Below are 22062 nucleotides of genomic sequence, written 5' to 3'. Positions count from 1 at the left end.
CGCTATGCCTGTATGCTGGGTCTGTCAATGCTTTCCAGGAGCCCATATGTCGCACCAGAACGATGAAGAAACACGCTCACGAGGCCGTCCGGTCACCCCGGAAGCCGACCTTCGCGCCGCCCTCGCCGAGGCGACGCTGACCTTGTTGCTCAAGGGGGGCTACGGCGCTGCGACCGTGGATGCGGTGGCCAAAGAGGCGGGGGTTGCCAAGAAGACCCTCTACCGCTTCGCCGCCAATCGCGACGAGCTGGTAGCGCAGGCGGTGCGCAGCTGGACCGATGCCTTTCAACCGGCCTTCGAGCAGGATGCAACCCACCCCGAGGTACTGGGAGAGATGCTGGTGCAGGGCTTGCAAGCCATTGCCAGCCAGGTGCTGAGCGCACCGGCGGTGGGCATGTTCCGACTGCTGCAGCATGAGTTCGCGGGGCGCGATGCCCTGCTGGCGGCCTATCAGGAGAACGGCATTGCCCGCGGCAGAGCGACGCTGGCGGCGTGGCTACAGCGCCAGCAGCAACTGGGCTGGCTGCGCGAGCTGGATACCGCCCAGACCAGCGACCTGCTGCTGGCGATGACCATGGCGGAGCCGCTGCGCCAGATGGCGCTCGGCTTGCTGGCGCCGGGCAGCGACATCCGCGCGCGCATCGCCGCCGCCGTAGCCCTGGTCCTGCCCGGCTTGATGCGAGGGTCGGCGTCCTTCCTCAGCGTGCCACCTCCTGCCATTGAGCCAACAAGGGAGCAGGAACGTTGCCATAACGCACCAGCGGGGTCTGGTGCCACTCCGCCAGCTTCTGGATGGCCTTGCCCAGATCCTGGGCCAGGGTCCGGGTCACCCTGACCCCGTCTTCCAGATAGAGGCTCTTGACCTCAAACACCCCCTCCTTGCGATGGGCCTTGGCGTCCATCCTGCCCACCAGCTTGCCGCGATGCAGCAACGGCAGCACGAAATAACCGTACTGGCGCTTGGGGGCCGGGGTATAGCACTCGATGCGATAGTCAAAGCCAAACAACTCGCTGGCCCGCTTGCGATCCCACACCAGCGGGTCAAAGGGCGAGAGCACGGCGGTGTGGCTCGCCTTGAGGGTGCCCGCCTGGGCCCGGACCAGCTCATCGGCCAGGGAGGCGTGAACGAAGGCTCCGTGCTGCCACCCCTCCACTCGTACCGGCAACAGCTCCCCCTCGTCCGCCAGCTGGTGGAGCAGGGCGTCGTATTTCCCCCGTTTAAGGCGATAGTAATCCGCCACCCAGCCGGTCTTGACCAGCCCCAGCGCCCGGCAACTGGCTCGCACCATGTCCCGCCGGGCGAGATCAGGACTCGGCAGATCCCGCTCGTCATTCCACTCCGGCATGACCCGCTCGGCGAGATCGTAGACCCGCTGGAAATTGCGCCGTTCGCGCACCATTAGCTGACCTGCGGTAAACAGCACCTCCAGGTGGCGCTTTTCGGGCTTCCAGTCCCACCAGCCGTTGCCCTTGCCCCCCTTGCGCTCGAAGTCTGCCGCCCGCACCGGGCCATCCTGGCGTATGCGCTCGACTATCTGCGCTATCTCGCCGCCGTGGGTCTTGAGCCACTGGGCGGAGAACTTCCAGCCCATGGCGGCGGGATCCAGCATGCGATGGCGCAGCAGCCGGTAATCTTCCCGGGGGACGAAACAGGCCTCGTGGGCCCAGTATTCGAAAAGATCACCATCGGCCAGCAGTTGTTCCAGCCAGCGCGGATCGTAGTGGCCAAGGCGGCTGAACAGCACCAGATAGGGGCTGCGGGCCACCACGGAGATGGTGTCTATCTGCAGCAACGCCATGCGGCGAATGCAGGCGAGCAGGTCGGCGGGGGTTGCTCTGGCGCGGCGCGGGGTCAGCAGCCCCTGGGCCGCCAGTTGCAGGTGGCGGGCGTCTTGCAATGAGAGGTGGGGGATCGACATGGAGATAGGGGCATCCGTTCCTGGGTATCAGGCCACCAGCATGCCCAACTCATGGCCAAATGAAAACGCCCGGCTCAGGGTTTGGTGAACACCGCCACATCCGCATGAGGAAACTCGACCTCTGCCTGCCAGCGGACCGCCAGGGCACGGAACGAGGCCTCGGCGAAGAAGACGATGTGGGTGGGATCGTGGCGATAGCGCCAGGTCTTGAAGCGCTCGTCCCCCAGCACCCGCTGGGTCTGCAACACCAGCACCCCGCCGGGCTTGAGGCAGCCCCAGAGCGTGTCCAGCACGGCGCGGGGGGTGGCGATGTGCTCTATCACCTCGGTGCTGGTGATGAAGTCGTATTGCCTTGCCAGGCACTCGGGGTCGTCGGCATAGAACTTGTCGTAGCCCGCCATCTCGAAGCCCGCCTCCCGCCCCATGGCGATAAGGGCAGGTCCGGGGCCGCAGCCAAAATCGAGGCCGCTGGCAGAAGGCGACACCCGGGCCAGCACCTCGCCAAAGGCACGCATCAGAAAGGCCCGGTAGCGGGGATCGTCCACCCGGTTGTCGTGCCCGTCATAGACCGCCTTCTCAGCCCCCTCGTCCAGGTGGTCCGCCTCGTCCATCCAGACCAGCTCGCACGCCAGGCAGCGGTAATAGCCCTTGCCCGCCACCGGCAGGGCATGGTGCCAAGGGGAGAGACACAGGGGACAGTGAATAGGGGATGACATGGCAGCTCCTCGGGTGGCGACAGCGGGGCAGATTGCCTGCCACGCCCGCTGCTGGCAACTGTTTTGTCTGGAGCCCCCATCGACCCCCGTTCACCCCCCGCCAGTTTTTTTCGTCTTTTTTTGCGACTTAAGGGTTTCTTAAGTTTGCCCTTTTACTCTCATCCCATCGCAAGAGAAGGAGCCAACCATGACCATCGAGATCCAAGCCCCCTACCGGTTGATCCTGGCCGAATCCCCGCAGCAGGTCATGGCGCTGCAAACCTATATCCAGGCCGCCTATACCCTCGAGTTCAACGCCCGCATTCCCCATTTCCTGCCCTGCCTGCTCGGGCTCTACCGGGCAGATGGCGTGCTGGTCGGTGCCTGCGGCCTTAACCAGGCCTGCCATGGCGAGCACGAGCAACCGCTCTATCTGGAGCAATATCTGGAGCAGCCTGTCGAGGCCGCCATCAAGACCCGTCTCGGGGTCCGTCCGGCCCGCCACCGCATCATCGAAGTGGGCAATCTTGCCTGCAGCGAACCGGGTCACGCCCGCCTGATGTTTGCCGCGCTGTGCCGTCTGCTGTGTGACAACGCCCTGGACTACGTGGTGTTCACCGGCACCGCCAAGCTGCGCAACAGCTTTACCCGCCTGCGTCTCAACCCGGTGGAGCTGGCCCCCGCCCAGGCCCATCAGGTGGGGGAGGATGCCAGCGCCTGGGGCGAATACTACCGCTGCCAGCCCAAGGTGATGGCAGGCGACATCAACCAGGGGCGCGAGGTGCTCGCACAGAGCAGCCTGCTGCTCAACCTGCTGGGGCCCATGCCCCGCCTTTTTAACCATGCCGACATCGACAGGAGGTGCGCGCAATGACGCTGTTCGACACCATCGCCCACCATGCCAGCCAGACCCCGCACCAGCCTGCGCTGCTAGGCAGCCAGGGTGAGCTGGATTACCAGAGCCTGTGGCAGCAGATCCAGCAACTGGCAGGCGTGCTGCAAGGGGCCGGCATCCGCCGCCTGGCCCTGCAACTCGACAACGGCCTGCCCTGGGCACTGATCGATCTCGCCTGCACCTGGGCCGGCATCGTGGTCATACCGGTTCCCCACTTCTTCAGTCCGGCGCAGCAGACGTGGCTGCTTGAAAGCAGCGGAGCAGACGCCCTGGTCGGCCCGGAGCACCAGGGGTGGCAAGCCGCCTCACCCCTCGTGCTCATGGCAGGCAGGCCCGATGAGCAGGCCGTGCCCCTGTGGCGCCGCATCCCGGCCCGCCTCCCCGAGCTGCCTGCGGGCACCGCCAAGATCACCTATACCTCGGGCACCACGGGGCAACCCAAGGGCGTCTGCCTGTCGCTGGAACAGATGACGGCGGTCTGCGGATCCCTTGCCCTGCGGGTGGCCCCTGCCCGGGTTGAGAAACACCTGACCCTGCTGCCCCTCACCACCTTGCTGGAGAACCTGACCGGCTTGTATGTACCGCTGCTGACCGGCGCCTGCAGCCGCATCCCCTCCCTGGGGGAACTCGGCTTCTCGGGCTCCAGCAAGCTGGATCCTGCGGCCCTGGCCCAGGCACTGCTGCGCTGGCCCAGCCACAGCCTGGTGCTGGTACCCGAGTTGCTGCGCCTGCTGCTGGCCCTGTGCCTCAATACCCCTGCCCTGGCAACACAGCTCGGCACCCTGCGCTTCGTCGCCGTGGGCGGCGGCAAGGTCGCCCCCGAACTCATCGCTCACGCCCGTGCGGCGGGGCTGCCGGTCTATGAGGGATACGGTCTCTCCGAATGCGGCTCCGTGGTCGCCCTGAACGGCCCCCACGGGGATCGTCCCGGCAGCGTCGGCCTGCCCCTGCCCCACTGCCAGGTGACGATCGCCGCAGACGGCGAAGTCATGGTCAGCGGCAGCGCCATGCTGGGCTACCTGGGGGAAGAGGGCGAGACGGGCAGCCAGATCGCCACAGGGGATCTGGGTCGGATCGACGAGGAGGGCTATCTCCATATCACGGGGCGCAAGAAGAACGTGCAGATCACCGCCTTTGGCCGCAACTTCTCCCCGGAGTGGGTGGAAGCCCAGGCCCAGCTCTGCCCGGCCATCGCCCGCATCGTCATCTTCGGTGACGGTCAGCCCGCCAACGTGGCCCTTATCCAGCCGCTGCCGGGCAGCCAGTCCCAATTGCCAGAGCAGATTGCCCGGCTCAACCAGCAGTTGCCCGATTACGCCCGCATCCACCACTGGTTGCCGGTCGCCCTGGATCAGCTCCCTGGCCTGCTGACGGCCAACGGGCGCCCCCGTCGCAACGAGATTTATCACCATTTTTCCCGGCAGATCAGCCAATGCCTCACAGGAGAGACCTCATGAGCTTCTACCAGACCCTGCAACAAGCCACCGCCTGCGAGCGCGAACGCCTGTTCAACGCCCCTATCATCGAGGCCTGCCGCCGCGGCGACATCAGCCGTGACACCTACCTCGCCTTCCTGGCACAGGCCTACTACCACGTGCGCCACACGGTGCCGCTCCTGATGGCCACCGGCGGCAAACTGGGGCAGGAGTACGAATGGGTGCGAGGCGCCATCAGGGAGTACATCGACGAGGAGTACGGCCATCAGGAGTGGATCCTGAACGACATCCGTGCCTGCGGCGGTGATGCCGAGGAGGTGCGCCACGGCCAGCCGGGCCTGCCCATCGAGCTGATGGTGGCCTTCCTCTACGACCAGATCCAGCGCGGCAATCCCATGGGCTTCTTCGGCATGGTGCAGGTGCTGGAAGGCACCAGCGTAGCCATCGCCCTGACCGTCGCCGACCAGCTCAAGAGCGGTCTGGGTCTGCCGCCTCAGGCCATGAGCTACCTGAGCTCCCACGGGGCCCTGGACCAGGAGCACCTCAAATTCTTCGAATCCCTGATGAACCGGGTGGAAGATGCCGCCGATCAGGCCGCCATCATTCACGCCGCCAAGGTGGTCTACCGCCTCTATGGCGACATGCTCTATCAGCTCACGGGATCCTGCCAATGAAGCTTGAAGGCAAACGCATACTGCTGACTGGCGCCAGTGGCGGCATTGGTGAAGCCCTGGCCCATGAACTGGCGGCCCAGGGTGCCCATCTGCTGCTGCACGGTCGTCGGGCCAGCGCCCTGGAGCGCCTGCGCCGGGAGCTGCCTCATCCGGATCGCCACCAGACGGTGACGGCCGATCTTGGCTCTCCCCATGAGCGGGCGCAGCTGCTGCAACATCCGGCCCTGGACGAGGGGCTGGACGTGCTCATCAACAGTGCGGGCTGCAACCAGTTCGCCTGGCTGGAAGATCAGAGCAGCGAGCAGGTGACACGCCAGTTGCTGCTCAACGTCGAGGCGCCCATCCAGCTCACCCGGGCCCTGCTGCCTCGGCTGCGCAAGCCCGCCATCATCATGAACATCGGCTCCAGCCTCGGGGCCATCGGTTTTGCCGGCTACAGCGTCTATTGCGCCAGCAAGTTCGCCATGCGCGGCTTCAGCGAGTCCCTGGGGCGGGAGCTGGAGGGAACCGGCATCAAGGTGCTGCACTTTGCCCCTCGCGCCACCCGCACCCACCTCAATTCCGAGGCGGCCTATGCCATGAATGCCGAGCTCGGCACCCGGACCGACAGCCCACAGGACGTGGCCGAGGAGGCCGTCATCGCCCTGTGCAACGAAACGCGCCGCCGCTGGCTTGGCTGGCCGGAAAAGCTCTTTGTGCGGCTCAACGGCCTGCTGCCCGCCTTGGTGGACATGGCCCTGGCCAAGCAGCGCCCGATCATCGAGCGCCACGCCCGCCGCACCGCCTCCCCTGCCCCCGATCACAGGAGCGATCCCGCCTGTGCGACAAACGAGAAGGAACATTGAGATGAAGCACACCACTTTCCGTCCCCGATTTGGTCACGGCCCCCTGTTGCTCGTCCTGGGAGGCCTGCTGGCAAGCGGTCTGGCACAGGCCGCCGATGCCCTGCCCACCATTCAGCAGGAGTGGGCCCACTGCCAGTACCAGCAGACCGGAAAAGCCAAGGAGAGCTGCCTGGAGAGCCTGAGTGCCAAGGCCGATGAGGCGAGTGCCAAGGAGGCATTTCGCACCGATCTGCTGATCTGGTCCGCCATCGTCAAGAGCACCTGGGCGGGGGCCAAGGGCGGCCTCGGCGCCCTTGGTCTGGTGAAGGAGGCCAAGGCCAAGCTCGAGATCGCCATCAAGCAGGATCCCAAGGCGCTGGAAGGCTCGGCCTACACCAGCCTGGGCTCCCTCTACTACCAGGTACCGGGCTGGCCGGTGGGCTTTGGTGACGACGAGAAGGCGGAGAAGCTGCTCAAGCAGGCGCTGGCCATCAATCCCACCGGCATCGACCCCAACTTCTTCTACGGCGACTTCCTGCTGGATCAGGGTGACAAGGCACAGGCGAAGGTCTATCTGGACAAGGCCCTGGCCGCCCCGGCGCGCCCTGGCCGCGAGGTGGCGGACGAGGGCCGCAGAATGGAAATTCGCGAGCGTCTCGCCAAGCTGTAAACACAAGCAGCACAGTGTGCTATTTCAACTCTGCCCACCAGCTTGCATACTGGTGGGCAGTGTCGTTTGAGGGAGAGAACAATGCGGATCCTGTTGGTGGAAGATGATGTGATGCTGGGAGACGGCATGGTGGATGCCCTGCGCAGCAGCGGCTACACGGTGGACTGGCTCCAGCAGGGGATGCCGGCCCTCTCGGCGCTCAAGAGCGAGGAGTTTGCCGCCCTTGTCCTGGATCTCAACCTGCCGGACATCGACGGCATCAGCCTGCTGCGCAAGTTGCGCCGGGAGGGGCAGACCCTGCCCGTGCTCATCCTGACCGCCCGTGATGCCCTGGACGACCGGGTGCTGGGGCTGGATGCAGGCTCCGACGACTACATGGTCAAACCCTTCGCCCTGCAGGAGCTCAACGCCCGGCTGCGCGCCCTGGTGCGGCGCAGCAAGGGGCAGGCCCAGGCGGTGCTGGAGTACGGGGAGCTGCAGCTCTTCCCCGCGTCACAACAGGTCACCTATCGGGGCGAGCCGGTCAAGCTCACCCCCCACGAGTACAAGCTGTTGCAGGAGCTCATCACCCAGAGCGGCCGGGTATTGAGCCGGGATCAACTGCAACAGAGCCTCTACGGCTGGGACGAGGGGGCAGAGAGCAACGCGGTGGAGGTGCACATTCACCACCTGCGCAAGAAATTCTTCCCCGAGCTCATCCGCAACATTCGCGGCGTCGGTTACATCGTGCCCCAGCTCGACGTCCAGGGCGCAAGAGGAGCCTCCGCCCCATGAGCCGTGTCCGTTCCATCCGCCGTTTCCTGCTCTCCGGCATCCTGGCCCTGGTCAGCCTCAGCCTCGCCATCAGCGGCCTTATCGGCTACCTGCAGGCCAACCACGAAATGGAAGAGCTGTTTGATGCCCGTCTCGCCCAGTCCGCCCGCATCACCAACCAGTTGCTCAGCCGCTATCTCAAGCAGAGCGGCGAGCTGCCGCGCAACGGCACCGTGTACCAGGAGTGGGTGCAGGCCGTCCCCGAGACGCCCCACATCGAGAAGGGCGGCTTCTTCCAGTTCGGCCAGGACAACGAGTTCACCCCCTATGGCCATGAATTCGAACACAACCTCTACTTCCAGTTGCTGAGCGAGCAGGGCGCCGTGCTGCTGCGCTCGCCCAATGCCCCGGCCCAACCGTTGACCACCCTGGAGCGGGGCTTCAACAGCGAGACCAAGGATCACCACGAGTGGCGCACCTTTACCCTCTACAACGAAGGTGAACAGACCTGGCTCATCGTGGCGGAGCGGGATGACGAACGCAGCGAACTGGCCAGCAAGATGGCCACCCTCACCATGCTGCCCCTCTTCATCACCCTGCCCTTCCTGCTCGGTCTGCTGTGGTGGCTGATCACCCGGGGGCTGTCACCGCTGCACCAGCTGGCGCAAGCCATCGGCGAGCGTCATCCCGCCAACCTGAGCCCCCTCAATCTCGCCATCAAGGCCGAGGAACTGACGCCGCTGGTGGGGGAGATCAACCGGCTGATGCACGCCCTCGCTGACACCCTGGATCGGGAGAAACAGTTCACCAACGAGGCCGCCCACGAGCTGCGCACGCCCCTCGCGGTGCTGCGCATCCACAGCGAGAACGCCATGACGGCCGAGGATGATCAGAGCCGGGAGCAGGCCCTGCGCAAGATGCTCTTGGCCCTCGATCGCAGCGATCGGCTGATCCGCCAGTTGCTGACCCAGGCCCGCATCGACAACCAGCAGAGCCCGGCCCTCACCGCCCTCCCTCTGCACCCCCTGTTGCAGAGCCCCCTGGCGACCCTGGCCCCCATCGCCCTGAAAAAGGATCAACAGCTGTCCCTGGAGGGCGCCGAACAGGTGCAGGTAATGGGACAGGCGATGTTGCTGGAGCTGATGTTCGGCAACCTCATCGACAATGCGCTGCGCTACACCCAGGTGGGCGGCGAGGTCGCCGTGGTGGTGAGCCAGGTGGGCAACCGGATCCGGGTGGATGTGCGGGACAACGGCCCCGGCATCCCCACCGCCGCCCTCTCCCGGTTGTGCGAGCGCTTCTTCCGGGTCAATCCCCAGCAGGGGGATGGCGTGGGCCTTGGAATGGCCATCGTTTCGCGCATCGCCCAGCTTCACGGAGCGGATCTCGACATCCACAATCGGCCTGAAGGGGGGCTCGAAGTGAGCGTGCTGCTTCCCGCCTCGCGCCAGGCATGAGGGGTCAGCCTTTGCGCACGCCATGAAAAACGGGGGCCAGGCCCCCGTTTTTCATGGCACCACCACCCTAGTCGCAGGTGGGCTGTACCGTGAAGGTCCGGCTCGAATCCACCGGTCCCAGCTCCGCCAGCAGACGGCGCCCCAGCAGCACCGGGTAGATCATCTTGCTGCGATCCCGCAGGGTGAACCACTCCTTGTAGACCTGGTCCCCGACGCAGACGGACATGGTCACCGTCGGGCGCTCCTCCATGCCGCCCGCCCCGCGCACCGTCACGCTGCGCTCCACCGGCCGCTCCACGCTCCGGCGCACCACCTTGTCGGTATTGGCATCGGTCAGCACCAGGTTGAAGCGCACCCAGGGCTTGCCATCCTTCTTGAAATGCTTCAGGTCGCGGGCATCCAGCGACGAAGTGAGGGCACCGGTATCGAGCTTCATCTTGACCGCCACCCCGTAGGGCATCAGCACCCCCTTCTCGATCCAGCCATAGCTGGTCTGGGCCGCCATCGCGCTGCCGCACAGCGCCCACATCATGGCTGCCGCCACCATTCTCTTGCCCATCTTGCTCTCTCGCCTTGTCAGTCTTGCGCCCAGATGTATCACAGCCAACTGCCGGGTCAACCGGATTCTGGCGCGCAGGGGAGCAGGCTCTGGACGCGGTGCCAACAGGCGACAATCCATGCCGGGCACGGCGCGTGAGTGGGGAATGCAGCAGGAAAACGAGGGGAGAACAGGGTGCGGGATGACGCTGGCGGCCATCCTCAGGTTGTGACGCCAAAGGCTACCACAGCGGTGCGTGAATTATCAGTCTTGTTCTGACGGGATTTTTGCCTACACTGCTGTAAACCGGAGGGCCTGAAAACCACCGGTTTTTTTGCGCCTGCCGAAAAGTTGCCACTGCAAAGTGAGCTCTCACACAAGGCTCAATAAGGAATTCGCAATGCGTATCGAAGAAGACTTGAAGCTCGGTTTCAAGGATGTCCTGTTTCGCCCCAAGCGCTCTACTCTCAAGAGCCGTTCCCAAGTCAGCCTGACTCGCCAGTTCACCTTCAAGCACACCCAGACCCGATGGCAGGGCGTGCCCGTCATCGCCGCCAACATGGATACCGTCGGCAGCTTCGCCATGGCGCGTACCCTGGCCAGCTTCGAGATGATGACGGCGGTGCACAAGCACTACAGCCTTGCGCAGTGGCAAACCTTCGTCAATGAGACCGACCCGGCCCTGCTGGGCCACGTAATGGTCTCCACCGGCACCTCGGAGGAGGACTTCACCAAGACCCGCCAGATCCTCGCGATGTCCAGCGCCCTGCGCTTCATCTGCGTGGACGTGGCCAACGGTTACTCCCAGCACTTCGTCGAGTTTCTGCGCAAGATCCGCGAGGCCTGCCCGAACCACGTCATCCTCGCTGGCAACGTGGTGACCGGCGAGATGGTGGAGGAGCTGATCCTCTCCGGCGCCGACATCGTCAAGGTGGGCATAGGCCCGGGCTCGGTCTGCACCACCCGGGTCAAGACCGGGGTCGGCTACCCGCAGCTCTCCGCCATCATCGAGTGTGCCGATGCGGCCCACGGCCTGGGTGGCCAGATCGTCGGTGACGGCGGCTGCACCTGCCCGGGGGATGTGGCCAAGGCATTTGGCGGCGGCGCCGACTTCGTGATGCTGGGGGGCATGCTGGCCGCTCACGAAGAGTGCGGCGGCGAAGTCGTCGAGGTCGATGGCGAGCCCTTCATGAAGTTCTACGGCATGAGCTCGGCCAGCGCCATGGACAAGCACGCCGGCGGTGTCGCCGAGTATCGCGCCTCCGAAGGCAAAACCGTGCTGCTGCCCTACCGCGGTCCGGTGGAGAACACGGTGCGCGACATCCTGGGCGGGGTGCGCTCCACCTGCACCTATGTGGGGGCCAGCCAGCTGAAAGAGCTCACCAAACGCACCACCTTCATCCGGGTGCGCGAGCAGGAGAACAACGTCTACGGCAAGGAGTAACCTGCCACAGACCCCGTCACGCGCTGACGGTTAGAAGCCGACCAACCGGTGTGCTACCCTGCGCACCGGTTTTTTTGCATCTGGGATCCCGCGCCATGACAAGCCCTCTCCCCCCCTTCGACTGGGACATCTTCTGCTGCGTCGTCGACAACTTCGGTGACATCGGCGTCACCTGGCGACTCGCCCGCCAGCTCAAACAGGAAGGCGCGCTCCCGGCGCAGAAGAGTGAGGTGCAGGTGCGGCTCTGGGTGGACGATCTGGCTAGCTTCGCCCGCATCTGCCCGGCGCTCGACCCCGCACAGGACGGTCAGTGGGTCGATGGCATCTATGTCCAGCACTGGCACGAGCGCCTCCCCGCCGACATGACCCCGGCCAGGGTGGTCATCGAGGCGTTTGCCTGCGAGCTGCCCGCCCCCTTTATCGAACGCATGGCCGAGCAGACCACGCCCCCCTGCTGGATCAACCTCGAATACCTCTCGGCCGAGAGCTGGGTCGAGGATTGCCATGGCCTCGCCTCGCCCCAGCAGGTCGGCAGCCGGCGCCTCGACAAGTACTTCTTCTTCCCGGGTTTCACCGCCAGAACCGGCGGCCTCTTGTGCGAGCACGGCCTCATCGTCGAGCGCGAGCGCTGGCAACAGGATGAAGCGGGACTGGCCGCCTACTGGGCCAGCCTCGGCTTGCCACCCCAACGAGAAGACGAGCTGCGGGTCAGCCTCTTTACCTACGAGAGCGAGGCGCTCAGGAGCCTGGTCGAGGGCTGGCGCCAGAGCGTCACCCCCGTCACCCTGCTGCTGCCGCTGGGGCGCTCCCTCGACGACGTGCTCATCGGCGCAGGGCTGGTAGAGGCCATTCCGACGGCCAAGGCAGGCGCGCTGCTCCAGGCGGGCAACCTCACCGTCAAGCTGCTGCCGATGACCGATCAGAGGGGCTACGATCGCCTGCTGTGGAGCTGCGATCTCAACCTGGTGCGCGGGGAGGACTCCTTCGTGCGGGCCCAGTGGGCAGGGCGCCCCTTCCTCTGGCACATCTACCAGCAGGAAGAGGATGCCCACATGGTCAAGCTGGACGGTTTTCTCGACCACTACCTCTCCCCCTTGCCAGCGCCGGCCGGTCAGTGGCTGCGCCGCTTCAACCATGCCCTCAACCGGGGGGAACACACCGGTGAACTCTGGGCACAATGGCCGCAATACGCGGCCATATGGCAGCAACATGGGCGCACCTGGCCACAGAGGCTGCTGGCGGACGGGGATCTCGTCACGAGGTTGGTGAAATTTTTAGAAAGCCGTATATAATCTGGCAGTTTTTATCCGTCCGTTTCACGAACAGGAATTTTTTACATGAAAACCGCACAGGAAATCCGCGCTGGTAACGTAGTCATGATCGGCACCGAGCCGATGGTGGTCCAGAAGGCTGAATTCAACAAATCCGGCCGTAACTCCGCCGTGGTCAAGATGAAGCTGAAGGGTCTGCTGAACGGCAGCGCCACCGAGACCGTCTTCAAGGCCGACGACAAGCTGGAAGTCGTTCAGCTGGAGCGTAAAGAGTGCACCTACTCCTACTACTCCGACCCGCTGTATGTCTTCATGGACACCGAGTACAACCAGTACGACGTCGAGAAAGACAACCTGGGTGATGCCCTGAACTACCTGGTAGACGGCATGGAAGACCTCTGCGAAGTGACTTTCTACAACGAGAAAGCCATCTCCGTAGAACTGCCGACCACCATCGTGCGTGAAGTCGAGTACACCGAGCCGGCCGCCCGTGGCGACACCTCCGGTAAAGTGACCAAGCCTGCCCGCCTGAAGGGCACCTCCTACGAGCTGGCCGTTGCCGCCTTCGTGGAGATCGGTGACAAGATCGAAATCGACACCCGTACCGGTGAATTCAAGCGTCGCGTCAACTAAGTTGACCCCTTGATGTGATTGCAAAAAAAGCGAGCCAAGGCTCGCTTTTTTATTGGCTGGCACCTCACGGCCGGCCTGATGAGAAGCCGTGCCCCTAGCGGCGATGGGCCAGTGCCCGCACCAGCCTGTCCCCCACCCCCTGTACCAGTTGCACCAGCAGCAGCAACATGACCACGGTCCCTGCCATCACCTTGTCATCAAAGCGCTGGTAGCCGTAGCGGATCGCCAGATCCCCGAGCCCGCCACCACCGACCACCCCTGCCATGGAGGAGAAGCCAATGAGCATCACCACCGTCAGGGTGAGTCCGGCCAGCAGCGCCGGCAAGGCCTCGGGCAGCAGCGCCTTGACGACCACGTGCCAGCCGCTGCCCCCCATGGCGAGCACGGCTTCGACGCGCCCCTTGTCCACCTCATCGAGGGCGCTCTCCACCACCCGGGCAAAGAAGGGGAAGGCCCCCAGGGTGATGGGGACGATGGCGGCGGTGCTGCCCAGTGAGGTGCCGACCACCAGCCGGGTCAGGGGGATCAGGGCGATCAGGAGCACCACGAAGGGGAGCGACCGCCCGATGTTGATACCGATCCCCAGCACCATGTTGAGACGGGGCAAGGGCAACACGCCCCCGGGACGGGTCACCACCAGCAGCACCCCGGTCGGCAACCCCAGCAGCAGGGTGAACACGGCCGCCACTCCCACCATGTAGAGCGTTTCGAGCGACCCCTGATACATCAGTTCGAGCAAGGCATCGGCACTCAGGCGACTCTGCATAAACGCACCTCCTCTGTGACTCCGTGACGCGCCATGAAACGCCCCAGGATCTCGGGATCCGGCAACAAGGCCTGCCGCACGCGGGAGTCGGGGTTGGCCAGCAGGGTGCCCAGAGCGCCGCTTTCCACCAGCTGACCCCGTTCAAGCAATGCCGCGTGATCGCAGATGGCCCTGACCACCTCCAGCTCGTGGGTGATGAGCACTATGGTGATCCCGAGGCGGCGGTTGATGTCGGCAAGCAGCGCCAGCACCGACTCCGTGGTCTCCGGATCCAGGGCACTGGTCGCCTCGTCACAGAGCAAGTGGCGCGGATTGGCGGCCAGGGCGCGGGCGATGCCCACGCGTTGCTTCTGCCCCCCCGACAACTGGGAGGGAAAGGCGCGACGGTGCTCGCCAAGCCCCACCAGTTCCAACAGCTCGCTGACCCGGGCCGCCCGCTCCCGGCGCGCCACTCCGGCGATTTCCAGCGGGACCGCCACGTTCTCCTCCACGCTGCGGGCGTGCAGCAGATTGAAGTGCTGGAAAATCATGCCGGTCCCCTGACGGTGGCGGCGCAAGGCCGCTCCCTCCAGGGCCGTGATGTCGCGGCCATCGAACAGGATGCGGCCCCGGCTTGGCCGCTCCAGCAGATTGAGGCAACGAATGAGCGTGCTCTTGCCCGCGCCGCTGCGCCCGAGAATGCCGTAGATGGCCCCATCCGGAATCTCGAGCGACACCCCCTCCAGAGCGGGTTGCCCGTGCCCCGGGTACTGCTTGCCGAGCCCCTCCAGCACTATCATGACTGCCGCCCGGCCACCGGGATCACCGACCCCTTGTAGCTCTTGCGAATGAAGTCGGCGATCGCCCTGGACTCCAGATCCCGCGCCAACTGGCGGATCCGCGGATCATCCTTGAGCGCCGGGGTGGTCACCAGGATGTTGGCGTAGGGATTGTTCTGGGCGCTCTCCAGCCCCAGGGCATCGCGAGCAGGCTCCAGCCCCGCCTCCAGGGCATAGTTGCCATTGATCACCGCCAGATCCACGTCGTCGAGGGAGCGCGGCAGCTGCGGCGCCTCGATCTCCAGGATCTTGAGCGCCTTGGGGTTGGTGGCGATGTCGTGCACCGTCGCCAGATCCCGCGCCGGATCTTCATGGCCGGCCTTGAGGGTGATGAGCCCCTCGTGCTGCAACAGATAGAGGGCCCGGCTCAGGTTGGTGACATTGTTGGGCAGGGCGATCACCGCCTTTTCCGGTACCTCCCTCAGGTGCTTGAACTTCTTCGAATAGATGCCAAGAGGCTCCACGTGTACGGTCGCGGCCACCACCAGCTCGGTGCCGAGCGCCTTCTCCTGATCCCGCAGGTAAGGGACGTGCTGGAAGTAGTTGGCATCCACATCACCCGCCACCAACAGGGCATTGGCATTGATGCCGCCGCTGAGCTCGATCACCTGCAGATCCAGCGAAGGGTCCTGGCGTTTCACCTCGCCGAGGATATCCGCATGGGGCAGTGGATCCGCGGCAACCCGCAGCGCCTGGGCGGCCTGGGCGGAGAGAGAGAGTCCGAGGGCCAATACCAGGCCGCTCAGGGAAAACAGTCCGTGCTTGTTCATCTTGTGCTCCTTGCCATGCAATCAATGGGTGGTTTCGCCGACCGCCAGCGCCCGGGGCGCCGGCAACAGATCGGCATGGTGGCGCAATGCCACATCAGGGTGAGAACGCAGCCGCCCCTTGAGGTAGTTCCAGCCCACCTCCCGCAGCAGCGGATTGTGCGGGTCGGTGGCAGGCCCCCTGGCTTCACGGGCCAGTGCCTCGGGCAGCGGATAGACGGGCACCACGGCGTCGAGCTGGGCCCCCAGGAAGAAGGCGATGGAGAGACGCTCCTGCCCCGGCGCCGACGGCACCACCCGGTGCACGGTCGCCCGCAGGTAGCCGTTGCTGGCGAGCTCCAGCAGCTCACCGATGTTGACCACGAAGGTGCCGGGGAGCGGGAGCGCGTCGATCCAGTGATCCGGCGCCACCTCCACCTGCAGGCCGGGCTGGTCATCCTGCAGCAGGAAGCTCAGGAAGCCCGAATCCTTGTGGGGACCGACCCCCTGGGTGGCGCCCCGCTCACCGGGATAGCGGATCAGCTTGATATGTTCGTTGGGACGCTCTCCGTGCAGGGCATCGAAGGCATCTGGCGACAGTGCGAGCGCCTCGGCAAAAGCCCCGAGCAGGGTACGGGACATGCGGGTCATCTGCCCACGCCAGCGCGTCAGCACGGGTTGCAGTGTCGGCAGCGCCTCCGGCCACTGATTCGGCCCCTGCAACCGCCACCAGGGCGGGTCGCCCGCCGCGCGCGGCAAGGCAGGGCGATCGGCACCGATATCAAACTGCTCTCGCCAGTCGGGTTGACCCCGGGTCAGCTCTGCCCCCGGTCGGTTGTAGCCACGAAAATGGGGAGAGTGGATCATGGCGACCTGCTGCTTGGCCGCCAGAGGCAGCGCAAAGAAGGCCCGCGACAGCTGCTGCACCTCCTGTTGTAGCTCGGGATCGATGCCGTGGCCGGTCAGGTAGAAAAATCCCGTCTCTCTCGCGGCATCGCGCAACGATGCCAGAAAATCGGCCCGGGCGTCGGGCGAGGCATCCAGCTGCCTCAGGTCGAGGATAGGCAAGTGAACCAAGGTGCTCATGGCGATAACGCTCCCTGTCGATGGAAAGTGAGGGTGAATCTCTCGTTCTGACGAGACAGGGGGAAGAATTCTCCGCCTGCGGCCAGTGACAACATGCCCCGGCCCCCCTGTCTGCCTGCCCTTACTGAACCATGTATGGGTCACGGGATGGAACAATCAAAACCGGGAATGCTTTGCCATTTGGAACAATCCCGGGCCCGTGTCCGGCCCCCGGTCAGACCCTCTTCGCCACCGCCGATGCCGATGTGCCCCCTTGCCCTAAAGAAACCCCCGGCGAGGCCGCTATGAGGGAGTGCTGGAGGATCCCCCATGACATTTCGCCCCTATCTGCTGCTGACCCTGCTTGCTTTTGCCGCCCACGGCGCCGGGCAGGCACCGTCAGGCGCCGCCCCGGATCCAGCCCCCCTGGTTCCCCCCGACTACTGGCAGAGCAGCGACTGGCAGGGAATACCCGACAGCACCAGGGTGGACAAGCAACAGGTACTGTTTGCCAAGCACGACAGCGACAACTACGTGGGTCTGGTCATCCTGCTGCCCGACTGGCAGCGCAGCGGCCAGCTGTGGCAACTGACCCGGGAGCTGGGGCGCCTCGGTTTCGATACCCTGCTGCTGCTCCCCTCGCCGCAGCAGACCGAGCTCGACCCCGCCGCCGAGAAGAAACAGCAGGTCATCGACGATTTTCGCAAGCAGTTTGCCTCCCGCATCAGCAAGCTGGGGGATGCCAAGCTGCAGGAGGGGGGCTTCAAGCTGCTGCTGGCCCAGGGTACCAGCGCCGCCTGGGCCGCCAACCTCATCGCCAGCGAACAGTTGCCCGCCCCCGATGCCCTGGTGCTGCTCGACGGCTTCTTCCCCAACCAGCTGAGCAACCAGACCCTCGCCAAGCAGATAGCCCAGGGCAGCATCCCTACCCTGGATCTCTATCAGGAGGAGGGAGGACGCTGGCCCCTGCTGGCGGCCGAAGCCCGCAGAAGCGAGAGCCGCCGCAGCCACAAGCTCAACTACCGCCCCTATGCCCTGATGGATCTGGAGGAGACGCCGGGGCGCATCCAGGGCTGGCTGACCCACCTCGGCTGGATCTGACCCAATCACTGAGTATCAAAAGGATTGGGCCAAACCAAAGTTGCCCCCCAGGCCAGCGGACTGGTCATCCCGCCCCCATCTTTGGCATGATGGCCTCATCAATGGCAGGAGGCTTCATGCAGCAAATCGTGTTTCTCGACAGCGACACCCTGGACACCGGCATCAATCTGCGCCGCCCCGATTTTCCCCATCACTGGCAAAGCTACCCGACCACGGCACCGGATCAGGTGGTGGAGCGGCTCAAGTGCGCCAGCATCGCCATCATCAACAAGGTGCGCATCGGGGCCGATGAACTGGCCCAGCTGCCCGAACTGCGCCTGATCGCCCTGGCCGCCACCGGCAGCGACAACCTGGATCTGGAGGCGTGCCGCGCCGCCAATGTCGCCGTGTGCAATATCCGCAACTACTCGGGCCCTTCCGTCCCCGAGCACGCCATGGCCCTGATGCTCGCCCTGTCGCGCAACCTGTTCGCCTGGCGCCAGTCCCTGCTGGAGGGGCGCTGGCAACAAAGCGGCCAGTTCTGCTTCTTCGACCACCCCATCACGGATCTGCATGGCAAGCGCCTCGGGATCATCGGCAAGGGAACCCTGGGACAGGCACTGGGACAGCGGGCCAGCGCCATCGGGATGGAGGTTTACTATGCCCAGAGCCAGGTCGGCTCCCCGGGGGATGACGACAGACTGCCCCTGGATGCCCTGCTGCAAAGTTCGGATGTGATCAGCCTGCACTGCCCGCTCACCCCCTACACCCGCCATCTCATCGGGGAGCGGGAGCTGTCCCTGATGAAACCGGGCGCCCTGCTCATCAACGTGGGCCGTGGCGGCCTGGTGGACGAGCAGGCGCTGCTCGAAGCCCTCGGCAACGGCCGTCTGGGCGGCGCCGGTTTCGATGTGGCGAGTGTCGAGCCGCCGCCTCCGGATCACCCCCTGATGCAGGCCCTGCGTTACCCCAATTTCATCCTGACTCCCCACGTGGCCTGGGCCAGCGAAGAGTCGATGCAGCGCCTCGCGGATCAGCTCATTGACAACATCAACGCCTTCTCCCTTGGCAGGCGCCAGCACCGGCTGGTGTAAGAGGCCGCTCGCCGCCCCTCACGGGCCGGCAGCGGGATCAAAAAAAGGGGCCAAAGGCCCCTTTTTGTCGGTCAGCTTGCCGCGGCATCAGTCGTCATGCCATCTGTGCTTGCGGTGCTTTTTGTGTTTCTTGTGGTGCTTGTGATAGCGCCTGTCATCGTAATAGCGATCGCCGCGGCTCTCGTGACCATCCCCGGTCCTGGCTCCGATGGCGGAGCCACCGGCACCACCGATACCGGCGCCGATCAGCTGGCCCGTACTGCCACCGACGCTCTTGCCGATGGCTGCCCCGCCCAGGGCACCGACGGCGCCGCCGAGCGCAGCTTCGTTCTTGTTGCCCCTATTGGCCGTGGCCGCACCACCGGCCGCGCCCCCCAGGGCAGCCCCCACCAGGGCGCCGGTGTCGCCACCCAGCTCCTTGCCGATCATGGTGCCCGCCACCCCGCCGGCTCCGCCGCCGAGAATGGTATTGAGGGTCTCGGATGCCTGCACCTGTCCTGTGCCCAACAGCAACGCCCCCAGCAGCGCCAGTGCGCTCATGCCAAACGGTTTCATTTTCATGGGGTACTCCTGTCAAACCTGATGATTGATTATTTTTCCCTGCACTATACAAAGCCCCCTGACCTGCGCCACTGCCGCAAGGGGCACCTCACGGCCAGCCCTCCCTGTCTCCGGTTCGCGACACGATGCAAGAAAGCAGGCTAACCACCTGAAACCACATCAAAAAAAAAGGTCACACGAGAAATCATCCCCGTCATGACCCTTTTCTAGGCCCAAAGGCCCTTTTTTGCAGCAATCACCGTCAGACAGATACTGTCACAACCTCCCCGTCAACGGGCGACGACGCCGCCAGATGCCAGCAATCCCGCCCCTGGTGCTTGCTCTCGTACAGGCAGGCATCCGCCCGCTCGAGCAGCGTCAGGGCATCATCCGGATAGCGCGCTCCGCCGGCGCTCAGGGTGATGGCGTCGGCGAACTCCCGCCATTTCAGGGCTTTCACCCGACCGAGCAGGTGGGTCAGGCGGCATTCCACCTCCGCCTGCTCCCAGGGCAGCAAGGCCGCAAATTCATCGCCCCCGATGCGGTAGACCTGCTCATCCCCCAGGGTTCTCGCCATGATGGTGGCCACCCGAAACAGCACCGCATCCCCCACACCGTGTCCCCAGCTGTCGTTGACGCGCTTGAAGTTGTCCACATCGAACAGCACCAGCCAGTAGGGCCTCCCCGCCTGCTCCAGCCCGGCCCGCTGCTGATCGAAGGCTCGCCGGTTCAGGATGCCGGTGAGAGGGTCGTGGAGCAGGGCATCCTGCCCTTGCAGCAGGCTGTTTCGCACCTGTTCTATCTCCCCCAGGCTGCCGTGCACGAACCAGGTTCGCTGACGCCGCTGGATCTCCTTTCGCGCCTCATCCCGGATGAGGCCGCTGAGCGAGCCCTGCACCAGCGCCTGCTTCTGGCGAAAGATCCGCACCAGAAACCACAGGCTGCACAGCCAGATGCAGAGCAATGCCAGGGCGGGCAGCACCACCATCAGCAGGGTGTCTTGCAGGTTTTCATGAAAATGGGAGGGGGGGAGATAGACGTTGAGATCCCACTCCATCCCCTCCAGAGCGTGTTGCAGGTGGCGACCTGCCCAGAACCCGTCCAGGCCGGCCGCCTGCGTCTCCCGCTCTAGGCGGGGCGGCAACAGCGACAAATTGTGCCCCACCACCAGCTTGCCGCCCTTGCGCTCGGTGATGTAGAGAGCCACCGGATCCTCACCCACCGCCCGGTGCAACGCCCTCTGCAAGGCGCTGAACAACATGTCCACCATCAGCAGTCCAAGCAGCTGCCCCTCATGATCCTTGACCCGCTTGATGAGGGTCAGTACCTGCCGAGCCGAATCGAACGCCGGGTAGGGACCGAACCAGACGAGATCATCGCCCTCGCCGGACAGGGTCTGGTACCAGGGCCGCGCCTGTGCCCGGTAGCCCTCCGGTTGCTGCCAGTCGGGATAGCCGTCGAGCCGATGGGTGCGCGCGTTGTAGAAATAGAGGAAGTGGGCATCGAACTTGAACTGATGGGCAATGGCCCAGATGGGATTGATGGCCGATGCCCCGGCAGCGATGGCCTGCTTGTCCAGGGACGCCTCCAGCACGCCAAGCTGGCGGCGGTTGTCCTGCGCCATGTCCTGGAGCAGGGTGGCGTCGAGGGCGGCCAGCATGTGACCGTAACCCGCCACCGTCTTGTCGATGCTGCTCAGGTAGCTGGCTGCCGCCAGCAACAGGGTGGCGATCAGCACCAGCCCTCCCAGGAGAAACGACAGCGGAGTCAGTATGTAATAGCGTTCCTTGATCAGCGCCGCCGTCATGTCACTCTCTATAAAATGTCATATTGGATGAATTTTATAGATTAAAAATCTGCAAAAGATATTGATTGAAGTCATTAACATCCACTGCTAATGATAAAAAAGATATCAAGGTGTCTCACGGCCATATTCACATCCGTCATGTGAATATCCATAAAAAGTAGAAACAGTCATTACTCCTCGTTGACGGTTTATTGCCCGCAAGGTGATATAGTCGATGACTCGAGAAATCGGAGCCAGATGACCTTTGTCGGCAACGCTGGCGGTGATGATTCATCAACCAAGGAGATGTTATGAGCAGTCCGTTTATCGAACAGATCAAAGCACGTCGTACCATCTATGCCCTGGGCAACCGGGTGACCCACTCCGAGGCCCAGCTGACCGCCCTCATCAAGGATGCCGTCAAGCACAGCCCCTCTTCGTTCAACTCCCAGAGTTCCCGCGCCGTCATCCTGTTCGGCGAGCAGCACCACAAGCTGTGGGACATCGTCAAGGCGGAGCTCAAGAAGATAGTGCCGCCGGAGGCCTATCCCCAGAGTGAAGCCAAGATCAACGGCAGCTTCCGCGCCGGGGCTGGCACCGTGCTCTTCTTCGAAGACACCGCCGTCATCGAGGATCTTCAGCAGAAATTCGCTCTCTATGCCGACAACTTCCCCATCTGGTCCGAACATGCCACCGGGATCGCCCAGTTCGCGGTCTGGACCACCCTGGCCCAGGAGGGCATCGGCGCCTCCCTGCAACACTACAACCCGCTCATCGACGATGCGGTGCGCAAGGAGTGGGACCTGCCCGCCAGCTGGCTGCTTCGTGCCCAGATGCCTTTTGGCAGCATAGAGCAACCTGCCGGCGACAAGACCTTCATCGACGACGACGTGCGTTTCCGGGTCTTCAAGTAAGCCTTCACGCCCCCTCCACCAGGGGGCGTTTTCTTCTCTCCCCC

At 64.5% G+C, this 22062-nt stretch carries 22 protein-coding genes and 1 pseudogene; 14 read left to right on the top strand and 9 right to left on the bottom strand.

All coding sequences use genetic code 11. From position 1 onward, the window contains the following. Positions 1-46 precede the first annotated feature (46 nt). A pseudogene (locus AB5Y70_RS03870) lies at positions 47-685 on the top strand (TetR/AcrR family transcriptional regulator); the annotation flags it as partial. A gap of 13 nt (positions 686-698) precedes the next feature. Here AB5Y70_RS03870 and AB5Y70_RS03865 read toward each other — a convergent pair. Together AB5Y70_RS03865 and AB5Y70_RS03860 are read right to left on the bottom strand one after the other, a co-directional pair. Further along, the gene (locus AB5Y70_RS03865; RefSeq protein WP_049636552.1) at positions 699-1919 is read right to left on the bottom strand and encodes a winged helix-turn-helix domain-containing protein; all 1221 of its coding nucleotides are present in this window, start codon (positions 1917-1919) and stop codon (positions 699-701) included. A gap of 74 nt (positions 1920-1993) precedes the next feature. After that, the gene (locus AB5Y70_RS03860; protein WP_049636553.1) at positions 1994-2635 is read right to left on the bottom strand and encodes a class I SAM-dependent methyltransferase; all 642 of its coding nucleotides are present in this window, start codon (positions 2633-2635) and stop codon (positions 1994-1996) included. 187 nt (positions 2636-2822) lie between these two features. Between AB5Y70_RS03860 and AB5Y70_RS03855 the strand changes: the two genes are divergently transcribed. From AB5Y70_RS03855 to AB5Y70_RS03825, 7 genes are all read left to right on the top strand, one after another. Beyond that, positions 2823-3488 (top strand): thermostable hemolysin, encoded by a 666-nt coding sequence (locus AB5Y70_RS03855; protein WP_368175936.1) that lies wholly within the window; start codon positions 2823-2825, stop codon positions 3486-3488. After that, a complete protein-coding gene (locus tag AB5Y70_RS03850; RefSeq protein WP_219596701.1) occupies positions 3485-4966 on the top strand; it encodes an AMP-binding protein in 1482 nt (493 codons plus the stop codon). The genes AB5Y70_RS03855 and AB5Y70_RS03850 overlap by 4 nt, the downstream gene beginning before the upstream one ends. Then, the gene (locus AB5Y70_RS03845) at positions 4963-5619 is read left to right on the top strand and encodes a TenA family transcriptional regulator (protein WP_042865119.1); all 657 of its coding nucleotides are present in this window, start codon (positions 4963-4965) and stop codon (positions 5617-5619) included. The genes AB5Y70_RS03850 and AB5Y70_RS03845 overlap by 4 nt, the downstream gene beginning before the upstream one ends. Continuing rightward, a complete protein-coding gene (locus AB5Y70_RS03840) occupies positions 5616-6464 on the top strand; it encodes an SDR family oxidoreductase (RefSeq protein ID WP_039039562.1) in 849 nt (282 codons plus the stop codon). Before AB5Y70_RS03845 ends, AB5Y70_RS03840 begins: the two co-directional genes overlap by 4 nt. Position 6465: 1 nt before the next feature. Next, entirely contained in the window at positions 6466-7113 is a 648-nt protein-coding gene (locus tag AB5Y70_RS03835) for a tetratricopeptide repeat protein (protein ID WP_368175935.1), read from the top strand. Between the two features lie 81 nt (positions 7114-7194). Then, positions 7195-7887, top strand: coding sequence for a response regulator (locus tag AB5Y70_RS03830; RefSeq protein ID WP_041215642.1), 693 nt, complete (start codon positions 7195-7197; stop codon positions 7885-7887). Beyond that, positions 7884-9323 carry an ATP-binding protein gene (locus AB5Y70_RS03825; protein ID WP_049636556.1) on the top strand — a complete coding sequence of 480 codons (1440 nt, stop codon included), beginning with the start codon at positions 7884-7886 and terminating at the stop codon, positions 9321-9323. Before AB5Y70_RS03830 ends, AB5Y70_RS03825 begins: the two co-directional genes overlap by 4 nt. Positions 9324-9390: 67 nt before the next feature. On the opposite strand, the gene AB5Y70_RS03820 is transcribed toward AB5Y70_RS03825, so the two are convergent. Beyond that, entirely contained in the window at positions 9391-9870 is a 480-nt protein-coding gene (locus AB5Y70_RS03820; protein WP_041212542.1) for an ATP-dependent zinc protease, read from the bottom strand. Between the two features lie 391 nt (positions 9871-10261). On the opposite strand from AB5Y70_RS03820, the gene AB5Y70_RS03815 reads away from it, so the two are divergent. The 3 genes from AB5Y70_RS03815 to efp all read left to right on the top strand — a co-directional run bounded on the left by AB5Y70_RS03815 (position 10262) and on the right by efp (position 13209). Continuing rightward, positions 10262-11305, top strand: coding sequence for a GMP reductase (locus tag AB5Y70_RS03815; RefSeq protein WP_049636557.1), 1044 nt, complete (start codon positions 10262-10264; stop codon positions 11303-11305). 95 nt (positions 11306-11400) lie between these two features. Continuing rightward, positions 11401-12597, top strand: coding sequence for an elongation factor P maturation arginine rhamnosyltransferase EarP (gene earP, locus AB5Y70_RS03810; protein WP_049636558.1), 1197 nt, complete (start codon positions 11401-11403; stop codon positions 12595-12597). Between the two features lie 45 nt (positions 12598-12642). After that, entirely contained in the window at positions 12643-13209 is a 567-nt protein-coding gene (gene efp, locus AB5Y70_RS03805; protein WP_010673788.1) for an elongation factor P, read from the top strand. A gap of 94 nt (positions 13210-13303) precedes the next feature. Here efp and AB5Y70_RS03800 read toward each other — a convergent pair whose 3' ends face one another. Genes AB5Y70_RS03800 through AB5Y70_RS03785 form a run of 4 tightly spaced genes read right to left on the bottom strand, consistent with a single transcriptional unit; the run spans position 13304 to position 16625 of the window. After that, a complete protein-coding gene (locus AB5Y70_RS03800) occupies positions 13304-13975 on the bottom strand; it encodes a methionine ABC transporter permease (RefSeq protein WP_041212539.1) in 672 nt (223 codons plus the stop codon). After that, positions 13960-14754 carry a methionine ABC transporter ATP-binding protein gene (locus AB5Y70_RS03795; RefSeq protein ID WP_080988624.1) on the bottom strand — a complete coding sequence of 265 codons (795 nt, stop codon included), beginning with the start codon at positions 14752-14754 and terminating at the stop codon, positions 13960-13962. The genes AB5Y70_RS03800 and AB5Y70_RS03795 overlap by 16 nt, the downstream gene beginning before the upstream one ends. After that, complete coding sequence (locus tag AB5Y70_RS03790) at positions 14751-15563, bottom strand: MetQ/NlpA family ABC transporter substrate-binding protein (RefSeq protein ID WP_010673785.1); 813 nt, start codon at positions 15561-15563, stop codon at positions 14751-14753. The genes AB5Y70_RS03795 and AB5Y70_RS03790 overlap by 4 nt, the downstream gene beginning before the upstream one ends. A gap of 21 nt (positions 15564-15584) precedes the next feature. Beyond that, positions 15585-16625: an isopenicillin N synthase family oxygenase gene (locus AB5Y70_RS03785; protein ID WP_039041093.1), complete on the bottom strand. Its 1041-nt coding sequence runs from the start codon at positions 16623-16625 to the stop codon at positions 15585-15587. A 309-nt stretch (positions 16626-16934) separates the two neighbouring features. Here AB5Y70_RS03785 and AB5Y70_RS03780 point away from each other — a divergent pair, with 309 nt between their 5' ends. Next, positions 16935-17705, top strand: a complete 771-nt coding sequence (locus AB5Y70_RS03780; RefSeq protein WP_039041094.1) for a DUF3530 family protein — start codon at positions 16935-16937, stop codon at positions 17703-17705. Between the two features lie 116 nt (positions 17706-17821). Next, positions 17822-18778, top strand: a complete 957-nt coding sequence (locus tag AB5Y70_RS03775; protein WP_043153180.1) for a D-2-hydroxyacid dehydrogenase — start codon at positions 17822-17824, stop codon at positions 18776-18778. A gap of 87 nt (positions 18779-18865) precedes the next feature. Here AB5Y70_RS03775 and AB5Y70_RS03770 read toward each other — a convergent pair whose 3' ends face one another. Together AB5Y70_RS03770 and AB5Y70_RS03765 are read right to left on the bottom strand one after the other, a co-directional pair. Continuing rightward, positions 18866-19339 (bottom strand): YMGG-like glycine zipper-containing protein, encoded by a 474-nt coding sequence (locus AB5Y70_RS03770; protein WP_039041096.1) that lies wholly within the window; start codon positions 19337-19339, stop codon positions 18866-18868. Positions 19340-19580: 241 nt separating this feature from the next. Beyond that, positions 19581-21125 (bottom strand): sensor domain-containing diguanylate cyclase, encoded by a 1545-nt coding sequence (locus AB5Y70_RS03765; protein WP_043153183.1) that lies wholly within the window; start codon positions 21123-21125, stop codon positions 19581-19583. A 290-nt stretch (positions 21126-21415) separates the two neighbouring features. On the opposite strand from AB5Y70_RS03765, the gene AB5Y70_RS03760 reads away from it, so the two are divergent. Continuing rightward, positions 21416-22018: a nitroreductase family protein gene (locus AB5Y70_RS03760; protein ID WP_010673779.1), complete on the top strand. Its 603-nt coding sequence runs from the start codon at positions 21416-21418 to the stop codon at positions 22016-22018. Positions 22019-22062 lie beyond the last annotated feature (44 nt).

The organism is Aeromonas sp. s1(2024), from assembly GCF_040908005.1.
In the GTDB taxonomy this organism is placed as follows: domain Bacteria; phylum Pseudomonadota; class Gammaproteobacteria; order Enterobacterales; family Aeromonadaceae; genus Aeromonas; species Aeromonas caviae.
This window is presented reverse-complemented; position numbering and strand designations above follow the sequence as displayed.